The organism is Streptomyces sp. NPDC041205 (genome assembly GCF_055591765.1).
On record NZ_JBVIZH010000001.1, the window covers coordinates 1,089,372 to 1,104,594 of the forward strand.

At 73.7% G+C, this 15,223-nt stretch carries 13 protein-coding genes; 4 read left to right on the forward strand and 9 right to left on the reverse strand.

All coding sequences use genetic code 11. The annotated features are described in order from the left end of the window. Positions 1-128 precede the first annotated feature (128 nt). Positions 129-1,148, forward strand: a complete 1,020-nt coding sequence (locus ACZ6BG_RS04775) for an aspartate-semialdehyde dehydrogenase (protein WP_468996869.1) — start codon at positions 129-131, stop codon at positions 1,146-1,148. A 185-nt stretch (positions 1,149-1,333) separates the two neighbouring features. Beyond that, the gene (locus ACZ6BG_RS04780; protein ID WP_468996871.1) at positions 1,334-1,531 is read left to right on the forward strand and encodes a hypothetical protein; all 198 of its coding nucleotides are present in this window, start codon (positions 1,334-1,336) and stop codon (positions 1,529-1,531) included. A gap of 78 nt (positions 1,532-1,609) precedes the next feature. Here ACZ6BG_RS04780 and ACZ6BG_RS04785 read toward each other — a convergent pair whose 3' ends face one another. Continuing rightward, the gene (locus ACZ6BG_RS04785) at positions 1,610-2,794 is read right to left on the reverse strand and encodes an MFS transporter (protein WP_468996872.1); all 1,185 of its coding nucleotides are present in this window, start codon (positions 2,792-2,794) and stop codon (positions 1,610-1,612) included. A 98-nt stretch (positions 2,795-2,892) separates the two neighbouring features. Between ACZ6BG_RS04785 and ACZ6BG_RS04790 the strand changes: the two genes are divergently transcribed. Further along, positions 2,893-3,786: a LysR family transcriptional regulator gene (locus ACZ6BG_RS04790; RefSeq protein ID WP_468996874.1), complete on the forward strand. Its 894-nt coding sequence runs from the start codon at positions 2,893-2,895 to the stop codon at positions 3,784-3,786. Positions 3,787-3,803: 17 nt separating this feature from the next. On the opposite strand, the gene ACZ6BG_RS04795 is transcribed toward ACZ6BG_RS04790, so the two are convergent. The 6 genes from ACZ6BG_RS04795 to ACZ6BG_RS04820 all read right to left on the reverse strand — a co-directional run bounded on the left by ACZ6BG_RS04795 (position 3,804) and on the right by ACZ6BG_RS04820 (position 10,212). Then, on the reverse strand, positions 3,804-4,316 hold the full coding sequence (locus ACZ6BG_RS04795; RefSeq protein WP_468996876.1) for a DUF1203 domain-containing protein: 513 nt from the start codon (positions 4,314-4,316) through the stop codon (positions 3,804-3,806). Positions 4,317-4,717: 401 nt separating this feature from the next. Beyond that, positions 4,718-6,010, reverse strand: coding sequence for a flavin-dependent oxidoreductase (locus ACZ6BG_RS04800; protein ID WP_468996878.1), 1,293 nt, complete (start codon positions 6,008-6,010; stop codon positions 4,718-4,720). Next, positions 6,007-6,834, reverse strand: a complete 828-nt coding sequence (locus tag ACZ6BG_RS04805) for an ABC transporter ATP-binding protein (protein WP_468996880.1) — start codon at positions 6,832-6,834, stop codon at positions 6,007-6,009. The genes ACZ6BG_RS04800 and ACZ6BG_RS04805 overlap by 4 nt, the downstream gene beginning before the upstream one ends. A 42-nt stretch (positions 6,835-6,876) precedes the next feature. Further along, the gene (locus ACZ6BG_RS04810; RefSeq protein ID WP_468996884.1) at positions 6,877-7,914 is read right to left on the reverse strand and encodes an ABC transporter permease; all 1,038 of its coding nucleotides are present in this window, start codon (positions 7,912-7,914) and stop codon (positions 6,877-6,879) included. Next, positions 7,911-8,891, reverse strand: a complete 981-nt coding sequence (locus ACZ6BG_RS04815; RefSeq protein WP_468996886.1) for an ABC transporter permease — start codon at positions 8,889-8,891, stop codon at positions 7,911-7,913. The genes ACZ6BG_RS04810 and ACZ6BG_RS04815 overlap by 4 nt, the downstream gene beginning before the upstream one ends. A 280-nt stretch (positions 8,892-9,171) precedes the next feature. Then, the gene (locus tag ACZ6BG_RS04820; protein WP_468996888.1) at positions 9,172-10,212 is read right to left on the reverse strand and encodes an ABC transporter substrate-binding protein; all 1,041 of its coding nucleotides are present in this window, start codon (positions 10,210-10,212) and stop codon (positions 9,172-9,174) included. Between the two features lie 189 nt (positions 10,213-10,401). On the opposite strand from ACZ6BG_RS04820, the gene pepN reads away from it, so the two are divergent. Then, positions 10,402-13,020, forward strand: coding sequence for an aminopeptidase N (pepN, locus tag ACZ6BG_RS04825; RefSeq protein ID WP_468996890.1), 2,619 nt, complete (start codon positions 10,402-10,404; stop codon positions 13,018-13,020). Between the two features lie 261 nt (positions 13,021-13,281). Here pepN and ACZ6BG_RS04830 read toward each other — a convergent pair whose 3' ends face one another. After that, the gene (locus tag ACZ6BG_RS04830) at positions 13,282-14,187 is read right to left on the reverse strand and encodes a LysR family transcriptional regulator (protein WP_468996892.1); all 906 of its coding nucleotides are present in this window, start codon (positions 14,185-14,187) and stop codon (positions 13,282-13,284) included. Positions 14,188-14,214: 27 nt separating this feature from the next. Then, a complete protein-coding gene (locus tag ACZ6BG_RS04835) occupies positions 14,215-15,117 on the reverse strand; it encodes a DMT family transporter (RefSeq protein ID WP_468997926.1) in 903 nt (300 codons plus the stop codon). Between the last annotated feature and the right edge of the window lie 106 nt (positions 15,118-15,223).

Genomic DNA, 15,223 nt, shown 5'->3' on the forward strand with positions numbered 1-15,223 from the left:
GGACAATGGATTGGACAAAGCGGCCGTGGACAGACGCATCATGGAGCGGCGGCAGCGCCCCTGGCCGGACGGCCGCCCGCCCGGGCAGGAGACTGCCGCGCCAGGCACGCAACTACGGAGGGACCCCTGTGAAGGTCGGAATCGTCGGAGCCACCGGTCAGGTCGGCACGGTCATGCGCAAGATCCTCGCCGAGCGGAAGTTCCCGATCGACGAGCTGCGCCTGTTCGCCTCGGCCCGCTCGGCCGGCTCGGTCCTGGACGGGGTGACGGTCGAGGACGCCTCGACGGCCGACTACACGGGCCTGGACATCGTGCTGTTCTCCGCGGGCGGCGCCACCTCCAAGGCGCTCGCCGAGAAGGTCGCCTCGCAGGGCGCCGTGGTGATCGACAACTCCTCGGCCTGGCGCCGCGACCCCGAGGTGCCGCTGGTCGTCTCCGAGGTGAACCCGCACGCCGTCGCGGACCGCCCCAAGGGCATCATCGCGAACCCGAACTGCACGACGATGGCCGCGATGCCGGTCCTCAAGCCGCTGCACCGGGAGGCGGAGCTGACCTCGCTGGTCGTCGCCACCTACCAGGCCGTGTCGGGCTCCGGGCTCGCGGGCGTCGAGGAGCTGTTCGAGCAGGTCAAGAAGGTCGGCGACGACGCGCCGAAGCTGACCCACGGCGGCGACCAGGCCGAGTTCCCCGAGCCGGACAAGTACGTCGCGCCGATCGCGTACAACGTCCTGCCGCTGGCGGGCTCGGTCGTCGACGACGGCCTGAACGAGACCGACGAGGAGCAGAAGCTGCGCCACGAGTCCCGCAAGATCCTGGAGATCCCGGGTCTGAAGGTCTCCGGCACCTGCGTCCGCGTGCCCGTCTTCACCGGCCACTCCCTCCAGATCAACGCCCGCTTCGCGCGTCCCCTTTCGCCCGAGCGGGCCACCGAGATCCTCGCCGCCGCGGAGGGCGTCGTCCTCACCGACGTACCGACGCCGCTGGTCGCCGCGGGCCGCGACGAGTCCTTCGTGGGCCGTATCCGCGGCGACGAGACCGTCGAGAACGGCCTCGCGTTCTTCATCTCCGACGACAACCTCCGCAAGGGCGCCGCGCTGAACGCGGTGCAGATCGCGGAGCTGGTCGCGGCGGAGCTCTCGGGTTCCTGAGGCGCCGGGGCGCCGCGGCCCCGACGGGCGGGAGACCCGGGCCGCCGGAAAGCTGAGCGACCGGTAAACCCGCTGGTCGCGGGGGATCGTTTCAGCACCCACGCATGAGTGAAACGGCGCATGCCTCCCGGGCGGGTCCGGGCAGGACCTCGGTGCACCAACCGCACCACTCACAAGGGAAGTTCATGCGCCGTATCACCGCCGTCGCCACCATGGCCGTCGGAGCCCTCGCCCTCGCCGGTGTGCTCGCCGCCCCGGCGAGCGCCGTCCCGGACCCTGTAGCCACCGTCGACTGTGCCGTCCACGACGTCACCGGCCTCGTCGACCTCGCCAGCCCCGGCGTGCCCGCCGAGGTCCCGGCCACGGGTTGCCTGGCCCCGTGACCTGACGATCTCAGGCCCGGGACACCACCGCGCCCGTACGGACCCCGACCAGGTCCGTACGGGCGCGGTGCCGTGACGTCACGCCTTGCCGTTCCGCGCAACCGCCACCACCCCGAGGGCCACCACCGCGAGCCCGCCGCCGACCAGCAGGACATCGGTCACGCCGAACCCGTCGGCGACCCGGCCCCCGGTCAGCGCGCCCACCGCGATGGCCACGTTGAACACCCCCGCGAACAGCGCGGACGCCGCTTCCCGCGCTCCCGGCGCGGCCGCCATCACCCAGTTCTGCGAGGACACCGACACACCTCCGTAGGCGAGGCCCCACGCGATCAGGAGCACCACCGACGCGGCGAGCGAGCCCCCGGCCGGGACCAGCAGGAGCATCACGGCGCCGAGCGCCGCCGAGATCAGCAGGAGCGCGCGGCGCGGGTCGCGTGCGGCGAGGGAGCCGCCGAGGAAGTTCCCCGCGATCCCGGCGACGCCGTAGCCGAGCAGCAGCCCGCTGACGAGGCCCGCGCCGAGGTCCGGCACCCGCTCCAGGACGGGTCGCACATAGGTGTACGCGGTGAAGTGGCCGACGACGAGCAGCGCCACCGCGATCAGGCCGACCCGCAGCCGCGACAGGCGCAGCAGCTCCGGGAAGACGCCGAGGCGCACCGGCTCGGTGGGCGGGAGCGGGGGCAGGACGACGGCGAGCAGCGCGGCGACGGCGACGCCGAGCACGGCGACGGCACCGAACGCCCAGCGCCAGCCCGCGACCTCGCCGAGGAAGGTGCCCGCGGGCACGCCGAGCACCGACGCCACGGCTATCCCGCTGAAGATCACGGCGGTGGCCCGCCCGATGGACTCGGTGCGCACCAGGCGTACCGCGAGGGAGGCGGCGACGGCCCAGACGCCGCCGATGCACAGGCCGACGACGATGCGGGCGCCGAGGAGCACCGCGAAGGACGGCGCGAGCGCGGACAGCAGGTTCACGGCGCCGAGCAGCAGCATCAGCCCGCACAGCACCGCGCGCCGGTCCGCGCGGCGGGCGGCGACGGGCAGCAGCAGGGCGGCGAGAGCGGCGACGAGGCCGGGCAGGGTGACGGTGAGCCCTGCGGTGCCGTCGCTGACGTGCAGGCCCGAGGACAGGGAGGTGAGCAGTCCCACGGGCAGCATTTCCGTGGTGACGACGGAGAAGGTGGCGGCCGCGACGGCGACGACGGACAGCGGCAGGGACCGTCGTCCGGTGGGGACCGGCGCGGTTTCAGTCACGGTTTTCATGGGCACCAGCCAACGCCCGAGCGATCACCGGGAACAACGTCGGACCTCTCATCCTTGAATGAGCGTGGCTCATCGATCGAGGGACGGGGCGAACGTTTATGAGTGGGCTCGAAGTCCGGGAGCTGGAGTGTTTTCTGGCACTGGCCGAGGAACTGCACTTCGGCCGGGCGGGCGAGCGGCTCTATGTCTCCCAGAGCCGGGTCAGTCAGCTGCTGGCCGCGCTGGAACAGCGGATCGGCGCGCGCCTCGTGGAGCGTACTAGCCGACGGGTGCGGCTGACCCCGCTCGGCGAGCGGTTCCACGCGGAACTGCGTCCCGCGTACGCGGAGTTGGCGGGCGTGGTGGGGCGGGCTCGGGAGTCGGCGCGGGGGGTGGCGGGCCGGATCAGGCTCGGCTTCCAGGGGACGGCGGACGCACGTCTGATGGAGGCGATCGCGACGTTCCAGAAGCGGCATCCGGGCTGTGTGACGGAGATCGTGGAGGTGCCGTTCGCGGACCCGTTCGGGGCGGTGCGCGGCGGTGATGTGGACGCGGCGATCGTGCTGCTTCCGGTGGCGGAGCCCGAGCTGGTGCTCGGTCCGCTGTTCTCGCGCCAGCAGCAGACGGTGGCGGTGTCGGTACGGCATCCGTTCGCGTCCCGTACGTCACTGGCCGCGGCCGAGCTCGCGGACGTCCCGCTGATCTCGGCGGCGGCGCCCGCCCCCGCGTACTGGCGCGAGGCGCAGGCGCCGTCGGCCGTGCCCGCGCCCGCCGTGCGCACCCTCCAGGAGGGGCTGACACTGGTGGCCGCGGACCGGGGCGCGATGCTGCTCTGCCGTCCGACGGCGGAGTACCACGGACGCCAGGACGTGGTGTTCGTGCCGGTGGAGGGGGTGCCGGACTCCGTCCTCGGCCTGGTGTGGCACCGGGACGGGGAGACGGAGCGGGTGCGGGCGTTCGCGCGGGCGGTGGCCGGGGTGGGGGCGGCCGACGGGTCGGCGTCGGCCGCCTGAGGCTTTGCGGCGGGCGCTCAGGCCGGGCGGCGGACCTCGAAGTGGAAGCAGCCGTACTCCACGGCGCGGACGTGCACCAGGGCGACCTGGGGGTCGGCGAACGCCTCGGTGAGGGCCTCGTCGAAGGCCGCCGTGGTGTTCTCGGGGGCTTCCAGGAAGCGGCCGCCGACGATCTTTCCGGCCGCGTTGTAGCGGCGGAACGTGCGCAGGGCGCCGGGCCTGACGTACGGGTACTCCGCTCGCGTCGCCGCCGGTTCCGGTCCTTCGCAGGGGTCCGCGTGGATGAACACGGGGCCCTGCTCGTCGTAGGCACCCGGGTCGGCGCCGGTGTCCGCCGCCCAGCGGCGCAGGGGGGCGTACGCGACGAGGGCGATGCGTTCGCCCTCGCGGGCGGGGCGCAGGCAGCAGCGCAGGGGGTCGCCGCCCTCCGGGTCGGTGAACGGTACGCAGGGGTTGCCCGCGTCGTCCGTCTCGCGGAGCTGCTTGAGGGTGTCGGGGGTGATGGGGTGCGGGGTGAATGTTGTGCTCATGGGCCCAGGTTCGCCCCTGCGGTACGTTCCGACCGGCGGTTTCCGGACGTCTACCTTGCCCTGTTCCCGGGGCGCCCCCGATATCGGCGCTCCGCGCCTCGTCCTCAATCGCCGGACAGGCTATCCCCCACCCACCCGCCCAACCTTCCCCCGGGCCAGCCCAAAAGCCCGGCACCCTCGGGCCCGAAACACCTCGCCCCGCTGGGCACCCCTGAGCCCGCCCCGCTGTACCTTCCAGCCCGCCCCGGCGAAGTATTCAGCCCGTCCGGCGCTTGAGGACGAGGCGCGGAGCGCCGATTCGGCGGAGGACCGTCCCACCCGCACGGGACACCCACCCCCGGGGCCCAGGGGCGCAGCCCCGGTTTCGGAGAAGGGGCGGGACCGGGGCGCCCCGCGAGGGCCTACACCCCCCACGACCCCCTCCCGTTCAGCTCCGCCACATCCGTGCCCGTCGTCCACCGATACGCCGCGTCCAGCTCGGCCAACTCCTCGGGGGTCAGCACGTCCTCGACCCGTTCGAACCCGTCGGGGGCGCGCTCGGCGACGACTTGGAGGAGCCGGTCGGCGGGCATGCGCCGGTTGGCGAGGACGAGCGCCGCCGTGGCCTCCCGCCGCACCTCCTCGTACGCCCGCAGCCCGGCGACCCGGTCGGGCTCGTTCACGGCGAGGCTGCGCGCGAGCACCCGCGCGTCGAGGACGGCCTGCGAACCACCGTTGGAGCCGACAGGGTACATCGGGTGGGCGGCGTCGCCGAGGAGGGTGACGGGCCCGCGCCCCCACCGCGGCAGCGGCTCCCGGTCGACCATCGGGTACTCCAGGATGCGCCGGGTCGCGGCGAACAGCGCGGGCACGTCCAGGTCCCCGATCCGCCACCCGGCGAAGTACGGAAGGACGTCGGAGAGGCGGCCGCTGCGGTTCCAGTCGGCGGCCCCGGAGATCGCCCCGTGCTCGACGGGGAACCGCACCTCCGCGACCCAGTTGAGCAGCGCGCGCCCACGCCGCTCGGCCTCGCCCGAGATGGGGTAGACGACGAGCTTGGCGTGCGCGTTGCTGCCCGCGATGGCGACGCTGCGGCCGCCGAGCACGGGGTCCCACTCGGCGACGCCGCGCCACATCCGGATGCCGTTCCACAGCGGCGGCCCCTCCCCGGGGTGCAGCCGGGCGCGCACCGTCGAGTAGAGCCCGTCGGCGCCGACAAGGGCCCGCACGCGCACGGCGTGCTCCCGCCCGCGCGCCAGGTCCCGCAGGATGACCCGCAGCAGTTGCCCCTCCGTCTCGGCGCACCGCACGAACGACGTGCCGGTGACGACGGCCCGTTCGCCGAGGCGTTCGCGCACCGCGTCGAGCAGGATCATCTGCAGGGCGCCGCGGTGGATGGAGTACTGCGGCCAGTGGTAGCCGAGGGCGTGGCCGCGCGGCTCGCCCCAGATGCGGTTGCCGTGCCGGTCGTAGTGGACCATCTCGGCGGTCGCCACGCCGGTCGCGGCCAGTTGCTCGCCGAGGCCGAGTTCGGTCAGTTCGCGGACGGCGTGCGGCAGCAGGTTGATGCCGACGCCGACGGGCCGAAGGACCTGCACCGGCTCGACGACGCGCACGCCGATCCCCGCCGCGTGCAGGCTCAGTGCCGCCGTGAGCCCGCCGATGCCCGCGCCCGCGACCAGGACGTCGGCGTTCGCGGCGTTCATGGCGCTCATGGCCGCCGCACCGCCCGCCCGACCTCGGCCCGCAGCCGCACGAACTCCGGCAGGCCGCGGGTGCCGATCTGGTCGCGCGGCGCGGGCAGTTCGACGCGCAGCTCGCTGTGGACGCGGCCGGGGGCGCCGGTGAGGACGACGACGCGGTCGCCGACGTACACGCTCTCGTCGATGTCGTGGGTGACGAGCAGGATGGTCATCCCGCGCCCGTCGCGACCGTCGGGGGCGCCACCCGGCCCCCCGCCCGCTCCCCCGCCCGACCCACCACCCGAGCCCCCGCCCCCTCCCCCGCGCACCGCGAGCAGCAGGTCTTCCAGATCCTCCCTGGTCTGGGCGTCGACGGAGCCGAACGGCTCGTCCATCAGGAGCAGCGCGGGCCGGTAGGCGAGCGCGCGGGCGATGGCGACGCGCTGCTGCATGCCGCCGGAGAGCTGCCACGGGTATCTGCCCGCGGTGCCGTCGAGGCCGACCTGTGCGAGGGCTTCCTCGGCGCGGGCGCGGCGCTCGGCGCGGGCGAGGCCGCGGCGGCGCAGCGGCAGTGCGACGTTGTCGCGGACGGTCAGCCACGGGAAGAGCGAGCGGGTGTAGTCCTGGAAGACGACGGCGAGGTCGTCCGGTACGCCGTCGACGTCCCGGCCGCCGACGGCGACCCGGCCCTCGCTCGGCCGTTGCAGCCCCGCGACGCACCGCAGCAGCGTGGACTTGCCGCAGCCGGACGGCCCGACGATACTCACCAACTCGCCGCGAGCGACGTGCAGTTCGACCCCTTCGACGGCCCGGTGTCCGTCGGCGTAGCGATGACTGAGCCCAGCGATCTCCAGCATCCCCTGTTCCCCCTGTCCCCCTGCTGCCAACTGCCTTGCGGTCTACGTGATGTGAGGGTCCGCAGAGCCCTCGCGTTCCCCGTGCGCCCCCGTGGATCGCGGCCGGTCCGCCGCCCCCGCGGGGCCGGGTGGTCTGGTGGTCCAGGTGTCCGCCCGCCGTGCGCCCCGGTGCCAGGCCAGGGCCCTGCGCTCGACGAGCAGGAACAGTCCGTTCAGTACGCAGCCGACGGCGCCGAGCAACACGATCCCGGCCCACAGCCGGTCCGGCCTGAACTCCCGCTCGGCGGCGTTGAGCCGGGAGCCGATGCCCTCGCCGGACCCCATCAGCTCGGCGACGACCATGAGGATCAGCGCGAACCCGAGCGCGACCCGGAGCCCCGCGAAGATCTTCGGCGCGGCTCCCGGCAGGACGACGTACCGCAGCCGCGCGAGGCGGCCGAGCCCGAGCACGCGGGCGGTGTCGAGATGCAGAGGCTCCACGGAGCGCACACCGTCGGCGGTGTTGAGCAGCACCGGCCAGACGACGCCGAATGCGATGGCCGCCAGTTGCATGGACGTGCCGAGCCCGAAGGCGACCATGAAGAACGGGATGAGCGTGGGCGGCGGCACGGCACGTCCGAACTGCAGCACCGGGTCGAGCACGTGGAAGGCCACCCGGGAGAGCCCGATCCCGACGCCCACACAGATCCCGACGGCCCCGGCGATGGCCCAGCCGAGCAGCAGATGGCTGAGGCTCGGCACGAAGTCGTCGACGGCGAGGTCACTCAGCCACAGCCGCGTCGGCGGCCCCGACCACCACAGCTCCCGCATGGTCCGCACGATCCGCGTGGGCGGCGGGAAGTACAGGTCCCCGGCCCGCCGGGCGGCCGACTCCCAGACGAGGACGAGGAGTACGAGCAGCCACCCCCGGGCGAGAAGCCCGAGAACGCCCCGCCGCACCGGCCCGCCACCGACGCGCCCCGCCCGCCCGGGGACGGCGTCCCCTGCGCCCCGCGCCCGCCCAGGGCCGACGTCCCGCGCCCGCCCGCCGACAGTGCCCGCCGTGCCCTCCGCCCCCGGCCGCGCCCCTCCCCCGCTCATCGTCCCGCTCCTGATCCATCGAGCCCGTCCGGCGATTGAGGACGAGCGCGCAGCGCGACACGCGGGGGCACGGGGGCGGAGCCCCCTGGCCGGAGGAAGGGGCGCCCGCGCGCGGAGCGCGCTGATCGGGCACTGTGGGGAAACAACACCCTCCCCACCGCCACGAGCCCCGCGTTGGCCACCACCCCCAGCACCCCCGCCCAACACGCCCCCGCCACCATCAGATCCGGCCGCCCGCCCCCGGACTGCGAGTCGAGCAGATGGACGCCGAGTCCCCCGTCACCCCCGGCCCGCAGCTCCGCGCTGACCGCCACGATCAGCCCGACGGACGCCGCGATCCGCACCCCCGTGACGACGAACGGCCCGGCGCTCGGCAGCGACACCCGCCACACCACCCCGAGCGGTCCGAACCCGAAGGACCGCAGGGTCTCCTTGGCGACGGGGTCGACGTCGCGGAGCCCGTACAGGGTGTTGAGGAGGATGGGCCACAGCGCGGCGTAGCAGACCAGGGACCGCTCCACCCGGTCGGGCTCGACGAAGACGAGGATCGCGAGCGGGATGAGGGCGACGGAGGGGATGGGGCGGGCCAGCTCGACGACGGCGAGGGCGGCGGCGCGCAGGCGGGGCAGGGAGCCGAGCAGGAGCCCGGCGGGCACGGCGAGGGCGACGGCGAGGGCGAGCCCGCCGAGCCAGGCGGAGACGGTGGTCCAGAGGTCGTCGAGGAACCCGTCGTCGACGGCCATCTCGGCGGCACGGGCGAGCACGGAGGAGGCGGGCGGCAGCGCCTGGTCGTCGAACACCCCGCCGCGGGCGACGAGTTCCACCACGAGGAAGGCGCCGCAGAGGCCGAGCGCCCCCAACAGGACCCGTCCCGACCTGCGCTCGACCAGCCGCCCGGAGCGCGCACCGGCGCGCGGGCGAGCGCGCGCCCCGCATCCCGGGCCGAGGCCCGGACCGGAGCGCGCGTCCCGTTTCACCGCATCGCCCGCTTCACCGCATCGCCCACGTGGTCCGCGCGGCCTGCGCCGTCTGCGCGGCCCGCGCTGTCCGAGTGGCCCACGTGACCCGTGCGGTCCGCGCCGCCCGCGTGGCGTATGTGAACCGCGCCGTCCGCCTGGCTCGCGCCGCCCGCGTGACCCACGCGGCTCGCGCCACCCGCGCCATCCACACCGCCCGCGCCATCCACACCGCCCGGGCCATCCACACCGCCCGGGCCATTCCCACGGCCCGCCTGGCCCCCCTCACCGCGCAGCCCCCTCACGGCCCCGCGCGCACGAGCAGCGGCTCCACGTCGAGTTTCCGCTTCAGATAGCCGAACTCCCGCATCAGGTCGACCACCCGTTCAAGGCGTGCCGGGTCGAGCGCCGCGGGGTAGCCGCCGAGGTTCAGCTGGGCGGCCTGGCCGGTGGTGATCTTCGTGTAGTCGGGGAGCGTGTCGACGACGGCCGAGCGGTTGGCGGCCTGCCGCTGGGCGCGGGCCATGGCCCGCTGGAAGGCGGCGACCGTCTTGGGGTTGTCCTCGGCGAAGGACGCCGTGGCCGCGTACCCGGCGATCGGGAAGCCCGCGGTCGGCGGCTTGCCGAGGTCGGCGACGACCCGGCCGGTGCCGGACCGCTCGATCGCGGAGACGAACGGCTCGACGGCCTGCACGGCGTCGACGCTGCCGGACTTCAGGGCGGTCTCCATGTTCGGCATGTCGACCTCGGCGAAGTTCTTGTCGTCGTCGAAGGCGGCGCCCTCGGCCCGGCCGGCCTTCTTGACGAGCAGGGCGCTGATGTTCCGCTTGGTGTTGACGCCGATCTTCTTGTCCTGGAGGTCCTTCAGGGACTTGACCGGCGAGTCCTTCCGGACGAGGACCGCGTGTGTGCGGGGCGCGGACTGGAAGGCGTCGGAGACGACGCGGACGTCGATGGCCTTGTTGGCGTGGGCGAGGAAGTACGAGACGTAGTTGCCGAAGGAGATGTCGAGGGCGCCCGCCCGCAGCCGGCTGACGGACTCCGCGCCGCCGCTGAGCGTGGTGGTGCGCACGGTCAGGCCCTCCGCCTTGAAGAACCCCTTGCGCTGGGCCATCTCCAGGGGAGCGGTGTCGGCGACGGGCATGGTGCCGACGGTGATCCGGGTCTTCTCCGGGCCCTTGCCGTCACCGCCGCCGGAGCCGTCGGAGCCGTCGGGCGAGCCGCAGCCCGCGGTGGCGGCCAGCAGGAGCAGGGCGAGGGCGGGCGCGCCGCGTAACCGTGCCCGGCTCCGTGACCGCCGCGGCCCGCGCGGACCCTGCGCACCGCGTGCACCCCTTGCCATATACATCTGCTCCCGACCGTTTCAGCCCGCTTCAGCCCGCTTCAGGCCGCTCCTTGACCTGAGCCGACGCGCGGATGCTAACGGCCGCGCGACCTGAGAACAATGGCCCGGAGCGGGTGGCGACGGCACATGGAAGGATGGCGGGAAACATCGCAAAAAGTTCGCAAGTCGTACCGAGGAGATGACCGCGTGCCCGGCACCAATCTGACCCGCGAAGAGGCGCAGCAGCGGGCGAAGCTGCTCACCGTTGACTCGTACGAGATCGATCTCGACCTCTCCGGAGCGCAGAGTGGGGGCACCTCCCCCTCTGGCGACGCCGGGAGCACCGAGAACGGGGGAGGGACGTACCGGTCGGTGACCACGGTGCGTTTCGACTGCGCCGAGGCGAACGCCGAGACCTTCATCGATCTCGTCGCCCCCGCCGTCCACGAGGTCGTCCTGAACGGGCACGCGCTCGAGGTGGCGGCGGTCTTCCGGGACTCCCGCATCGCGCTGCGGCACCTGGTGCGGGGCACCAACGAGCTGAAGGTCGTCGCGGACTGCGAGTACACCAACACCGGTGAGGGCCTGCACCGCTTCGTCGACCCGGTCGACCAGCAGGCCTATCTGTACACCCAGTTCGAGGTCCCGGACGCGCGCCGCGTGTTCGCCTCCTTCGAGCAGCCCGACCTGAAGGCCACCTTCCAGTTCACCGTGAAGGCGCCCTCCGGCTGGACCGTCATCTCGAACTCGCCGACGCCGGAGCCCAAGGACGACGTCTGGACCTTCGCACCGACGCCCCGGATGTCCACGTATGTGACGGCGCTCATCGTCGGCCCGTACCACTCGGTGCACAGCGTGTACGAGAAGGACGGACAGTCGGTCCCGCTCGGCATCTACTGCCGTCCCTCGCTCGCCGAGTTCCTGGACGCGGACGCGATCTTCGAGGTCACCCGGCAGGGCTTCGACTGGTTCCAGGAGAAGTTCGACTACGCCTACCCGTTCGCCAAGTACGACCAGCTGTTCGTGCCGGAGTTCAACGCGGGCGCGATGGAGAACGCGGGCGCGGTGACGATCCGCGACCAGTACGTGTTCCGCTCCAAGGTGACGGACGCGGCGTACGAGGTGCGGGCCGCGACGATCCTGCACGAGCTCGCCCACATGTGGTTCGGCGACCTCGTGACCATGGAGTGGTGGAACGACCTGTGGCTGAACGAGTCGTTCGCGACGTTCGCCGAGGCGGCCTGCCAGGCGTACGCGCCCGGGTCGAAGTGGCCGCACTCCTGGACCACGTTCGCGAACTCCATGAAGACCTGGGCCTACCGGCAGGACCAACTGCCGTCCACGCACCCGATCATGGCGGACATCCGCGACCTGGACGACGTGCTCGTCAACTTCGACGGCATCACGTACGCCAAGGGCGCGAGTGTCCTCAAGCAGCTCGTGGCGTACGTCGGCATGGACGAGTTCTTCAGCGGTGTGCAGACGTACTTCAAGCGGCACGCGTTCGGCAACACGCGCCTGTCCGACCTGCTCGGCGCCCTGGAGGAGACCAGCGGGCGTGACCTGAAGACCTGGTCGAAGAAGTGGCTGGAGACGGCCGGCATCAACGTGCTGCGCCCCGTCGTGGACGTCGACTCCGCCGGGAACATCACCTCCTTCGCCATCAAGCAGGAGGCCCCGGCGCTGCCCGAGGGCGCGAGGGGCGAGCCGACGCTGCGCCCGCACCGCATCGCCATCGGCCTGTACGACCTGGACGACTCGGCGGGCGGCTCCGGCAAGCTGGTGCGCACCGACCGCGTCGAGCTGGACGTCGACGGCGAGCTGACCGCGGTGGAGGAGCTCGTGGGCCGGGCCCGGCCGGACGTGATCCTGCTCAACGACGACGACCTGTCGTACGCCAAGGTCCGGCTCGACACCGAGTCCCTCGCGTTCGTCACCGAGCACCTGGGCGACTTCGAGGCCTCGCTGCCGCGGGCGCTGTGCTGGGCCTCCGCGTGGGACATGACGCGCGACGCCGAGCTGCCGACGCGGGACTACCTCTCCCTCGTCCTGTCCGGCATCGGCAAGGAGTCCGACATCGGCGTCGTGCAGTCGCTGCACCGGCAGGTGAAGCTGGCGCTCGACCTGTACGCCGCCCCGGCGGGCCGCGAGGCCGCGCTCGCGCGGTGGACCGAGGCGACCCTGGAGCACCTGCGGGCGGCCGAGCCCGGCGGGGACCACCAGCTGGCGTGGGCGCGCGCGTTCGCCGCGACCGCCCGTACGGAGTCCGACCTGGCGCTCCTCGAAGGGCTTCTCGACGGCTCGGAGTCCATCGAGGGCCTGGCCGTCGACACCGAGCTGCGGTGGGCGTTCGTGGCGCGGCTCGCGGCGACCGGGCGGCTCGACGAGGCGGGGATCGCCGCCGAGTTCGAGCGGGACAAGACCGCCGCGGGTGAGCGGCACGCCGCCGCGGCGCGGGCCGCGCGGCCCACCGCCGCCGCGAAGGCCGAGGCGTGGGCGTCCGTCGTCGAGTCGGACAAGCTGCCCAACGCCGTGCAGGAGGCGGTGATCTCCGGCTTCGTCCAGACCGAGCAGCGGGAGCTTCTCGCCCCGTACACCCAGAAGTACTTCGACGCCGTGAAGTCCGTCTGGGAGTCCCGGTCCCACGAGATGGCCCAGCAGGTCGCGGTCGGCCTGTACCCGGCCGTCCAGGTGTCCCAGGCGACGCTGGACGCGACGGACGCGTGGCTCGGGTCCGCGGAGCCCACGGCGGCGCTGCACCGTCTGATCACCGAGTCCCGGGCGGGCGTGGAGCGGGCGCTGCGGGCGCAGGCCGCCGACGCGTAGCCCTGGCCGGGCGGGTGGGGACGCCGGGGGCGGGCTGGTCGAGCCCGCCCCCGGCGGATTTCCTCCCACCCGCCCACCCGTTGCTCCCCACCACGGCCGCGACCGCCCCGGGCAATCTCACCCCGCACAGAGGCCCCGCCCACCCCTCACTCACCTCTGTGGCCGGGCTCGCCCGGCGCCTGCGGCTTCACTCTGTGGGCAGCTGGGCCGCCCAAAGGGCGGAACGGGTGGGCACAGCCCCGGCCGAGGGTGGCCCTGACGTCAGGGGGACGCAGCCCCGCGCAGGGCCGCCAGCACATGGCCCACCGTCAGGGATGTTTCCACCCCCCGCCGCACCGCCGCGACCACATGCCGATGCGGCCGGTCCTCCGCCAGCTCCCGCATCGCCACCCCGGCCCGGCCGAAGGCCCCCGCCCCGGCCATCCGGGGCACCAGCGCCACCCCCATCCCCGCCTCCACCATCGCCAGGATCGCCTCCCACCCGGCCGCGCTGTGTGCCTGCTCGGGGACGAACCCGGCGGCCTCGCACGCGGCACGCGTGATCTCCGACCAGGGGCCGGAACCGCCGAAGATCCATGGCTCGTCGGCGAGGTCGGCGAGGAGCAGGGCGTCGGTGCGGGCGAGCGGGTGGTCGAGGGGGAGCGCGACGTCGAGCGGGTCGGCGAGGAGCGTGACGCGGGTGAACCGGCCGTCGCGCCCCCGGGGCGCCTGCGCGGCGAGGGAGAGGGCGAGGTCGACGTCCCCGGCGGCGAGGAGTTCGTAGGCGGCGCCCGCCTCGGCCTCCCGCACCCGCACCGAGATCCCGGGGTGCGCCACCCGCAGGGCCTTGACGGCGGGCACCACAAGGGCGGGCACGGCGGTGGCGAAGGCCCCGACCCGCACCTCCCCGGCCTCCCCCTTGGCGTACGCCGCCAACTCGGCGTCGGCCCGCTCCAGTTGGGCGAGGACGGCGTCGGCGTGGACGAGCAGGAGCCGGGCGGCGCCGGTGAGCCGCACCCGGCGCCCGTGGGCCTCGAGGAGCGGCACGCCGACCTGCTTGGCGAGGTTGGAGAGCTGCTGCGACACCGCGGAGGGGGTCATCAGAAGGGCCCGCGCGGTCGCGGTGACGGTCCCGCGTTCGTCGAGGGTGCGCAGGATCCGCAGCTTCTTGATGTCCCACTCGGTCATGGCGTCAACGTACCCGCGCACCGGCCGCTACTTCCCGCCCGCCGACCCCAGCACCACGCCGCCGAGGATCAGCCCCATGCACATCACCTGGAGCCGGCCCATGCCCTCGCCGAGGACGGCGAAGGACAGCAGGGCCACGCACACCGGCTGGAGGTAGTAGACGACGCCCGCGCGGGCCGCGCCGATGACGGAGATCGCCTTGTTCCAGGCGAAGAAGGCGACCGCGGAGGAGACGACGCCGACGTACAGGAGCGGGGACACCGTCGCGGCCGTCGGTTCGAAGCCGCCCTGCACGGCGAGGCTGACGAGGAACAGGGGCAGCAGCATCAGCGCGCCCAGGACGAAGGTGCTGAAGAGGAAGGGCAGTCCGGAGATCTCGGCGGGCTTGCGGCGCAGGAGCGCGCTGTACGAGCCGAAGGCGACGGCGCCGCCGATCACCCACAGGTCGCCCGCCGCGAGGTCCATGGCGAGGGAGCCGCCGCTGACCAGGAGCAGCACGCCGACGCAGGCGACGAGCATGCCCGTGACGCGCCGCGCGCCGAGGCGGGCACCGCCGAGGCGTTCGTAGACCGCCATCAGGACGGGCGACGCGGCCATGATCATGCCCATGTTGCCCGCGGTGGTGGTCACTCCGGCCTGGTTCACCAGGGTGTTGTAGACGGTGACGCCGAGGAAGGAGGCGGCGAGGAGGAAGCGGAAGTGCCGGCGGAGCGGGGCGCGTTGGCGCCAGGTCCCGCGGACCGCGAACGGCGCGACGGCCGCGATGGCGATGAGCCAGCGCCAGAACGCGTGCTGGATCGGCGGGACGCTGTCGGCGAGGGCGCGGGAGGTGACGAAGCTGCCCGACCAGACGGCGGTGGCGAGCGCGGCGAGGGCGAGCCCGACGCCGAGCCCCGCGGCGGCGGCGCGTCCGCCTCCCGCACCCCGCACGCTCGTGTCGCCGCTGCCGCTCCGGTCCAGGTCCAGGACGCTCGCCACTGGTATCTCCTTGCCTCTCTCCCCGCTCCGGGGCGCTCGCGCGGCCCCGCTCCGGGGC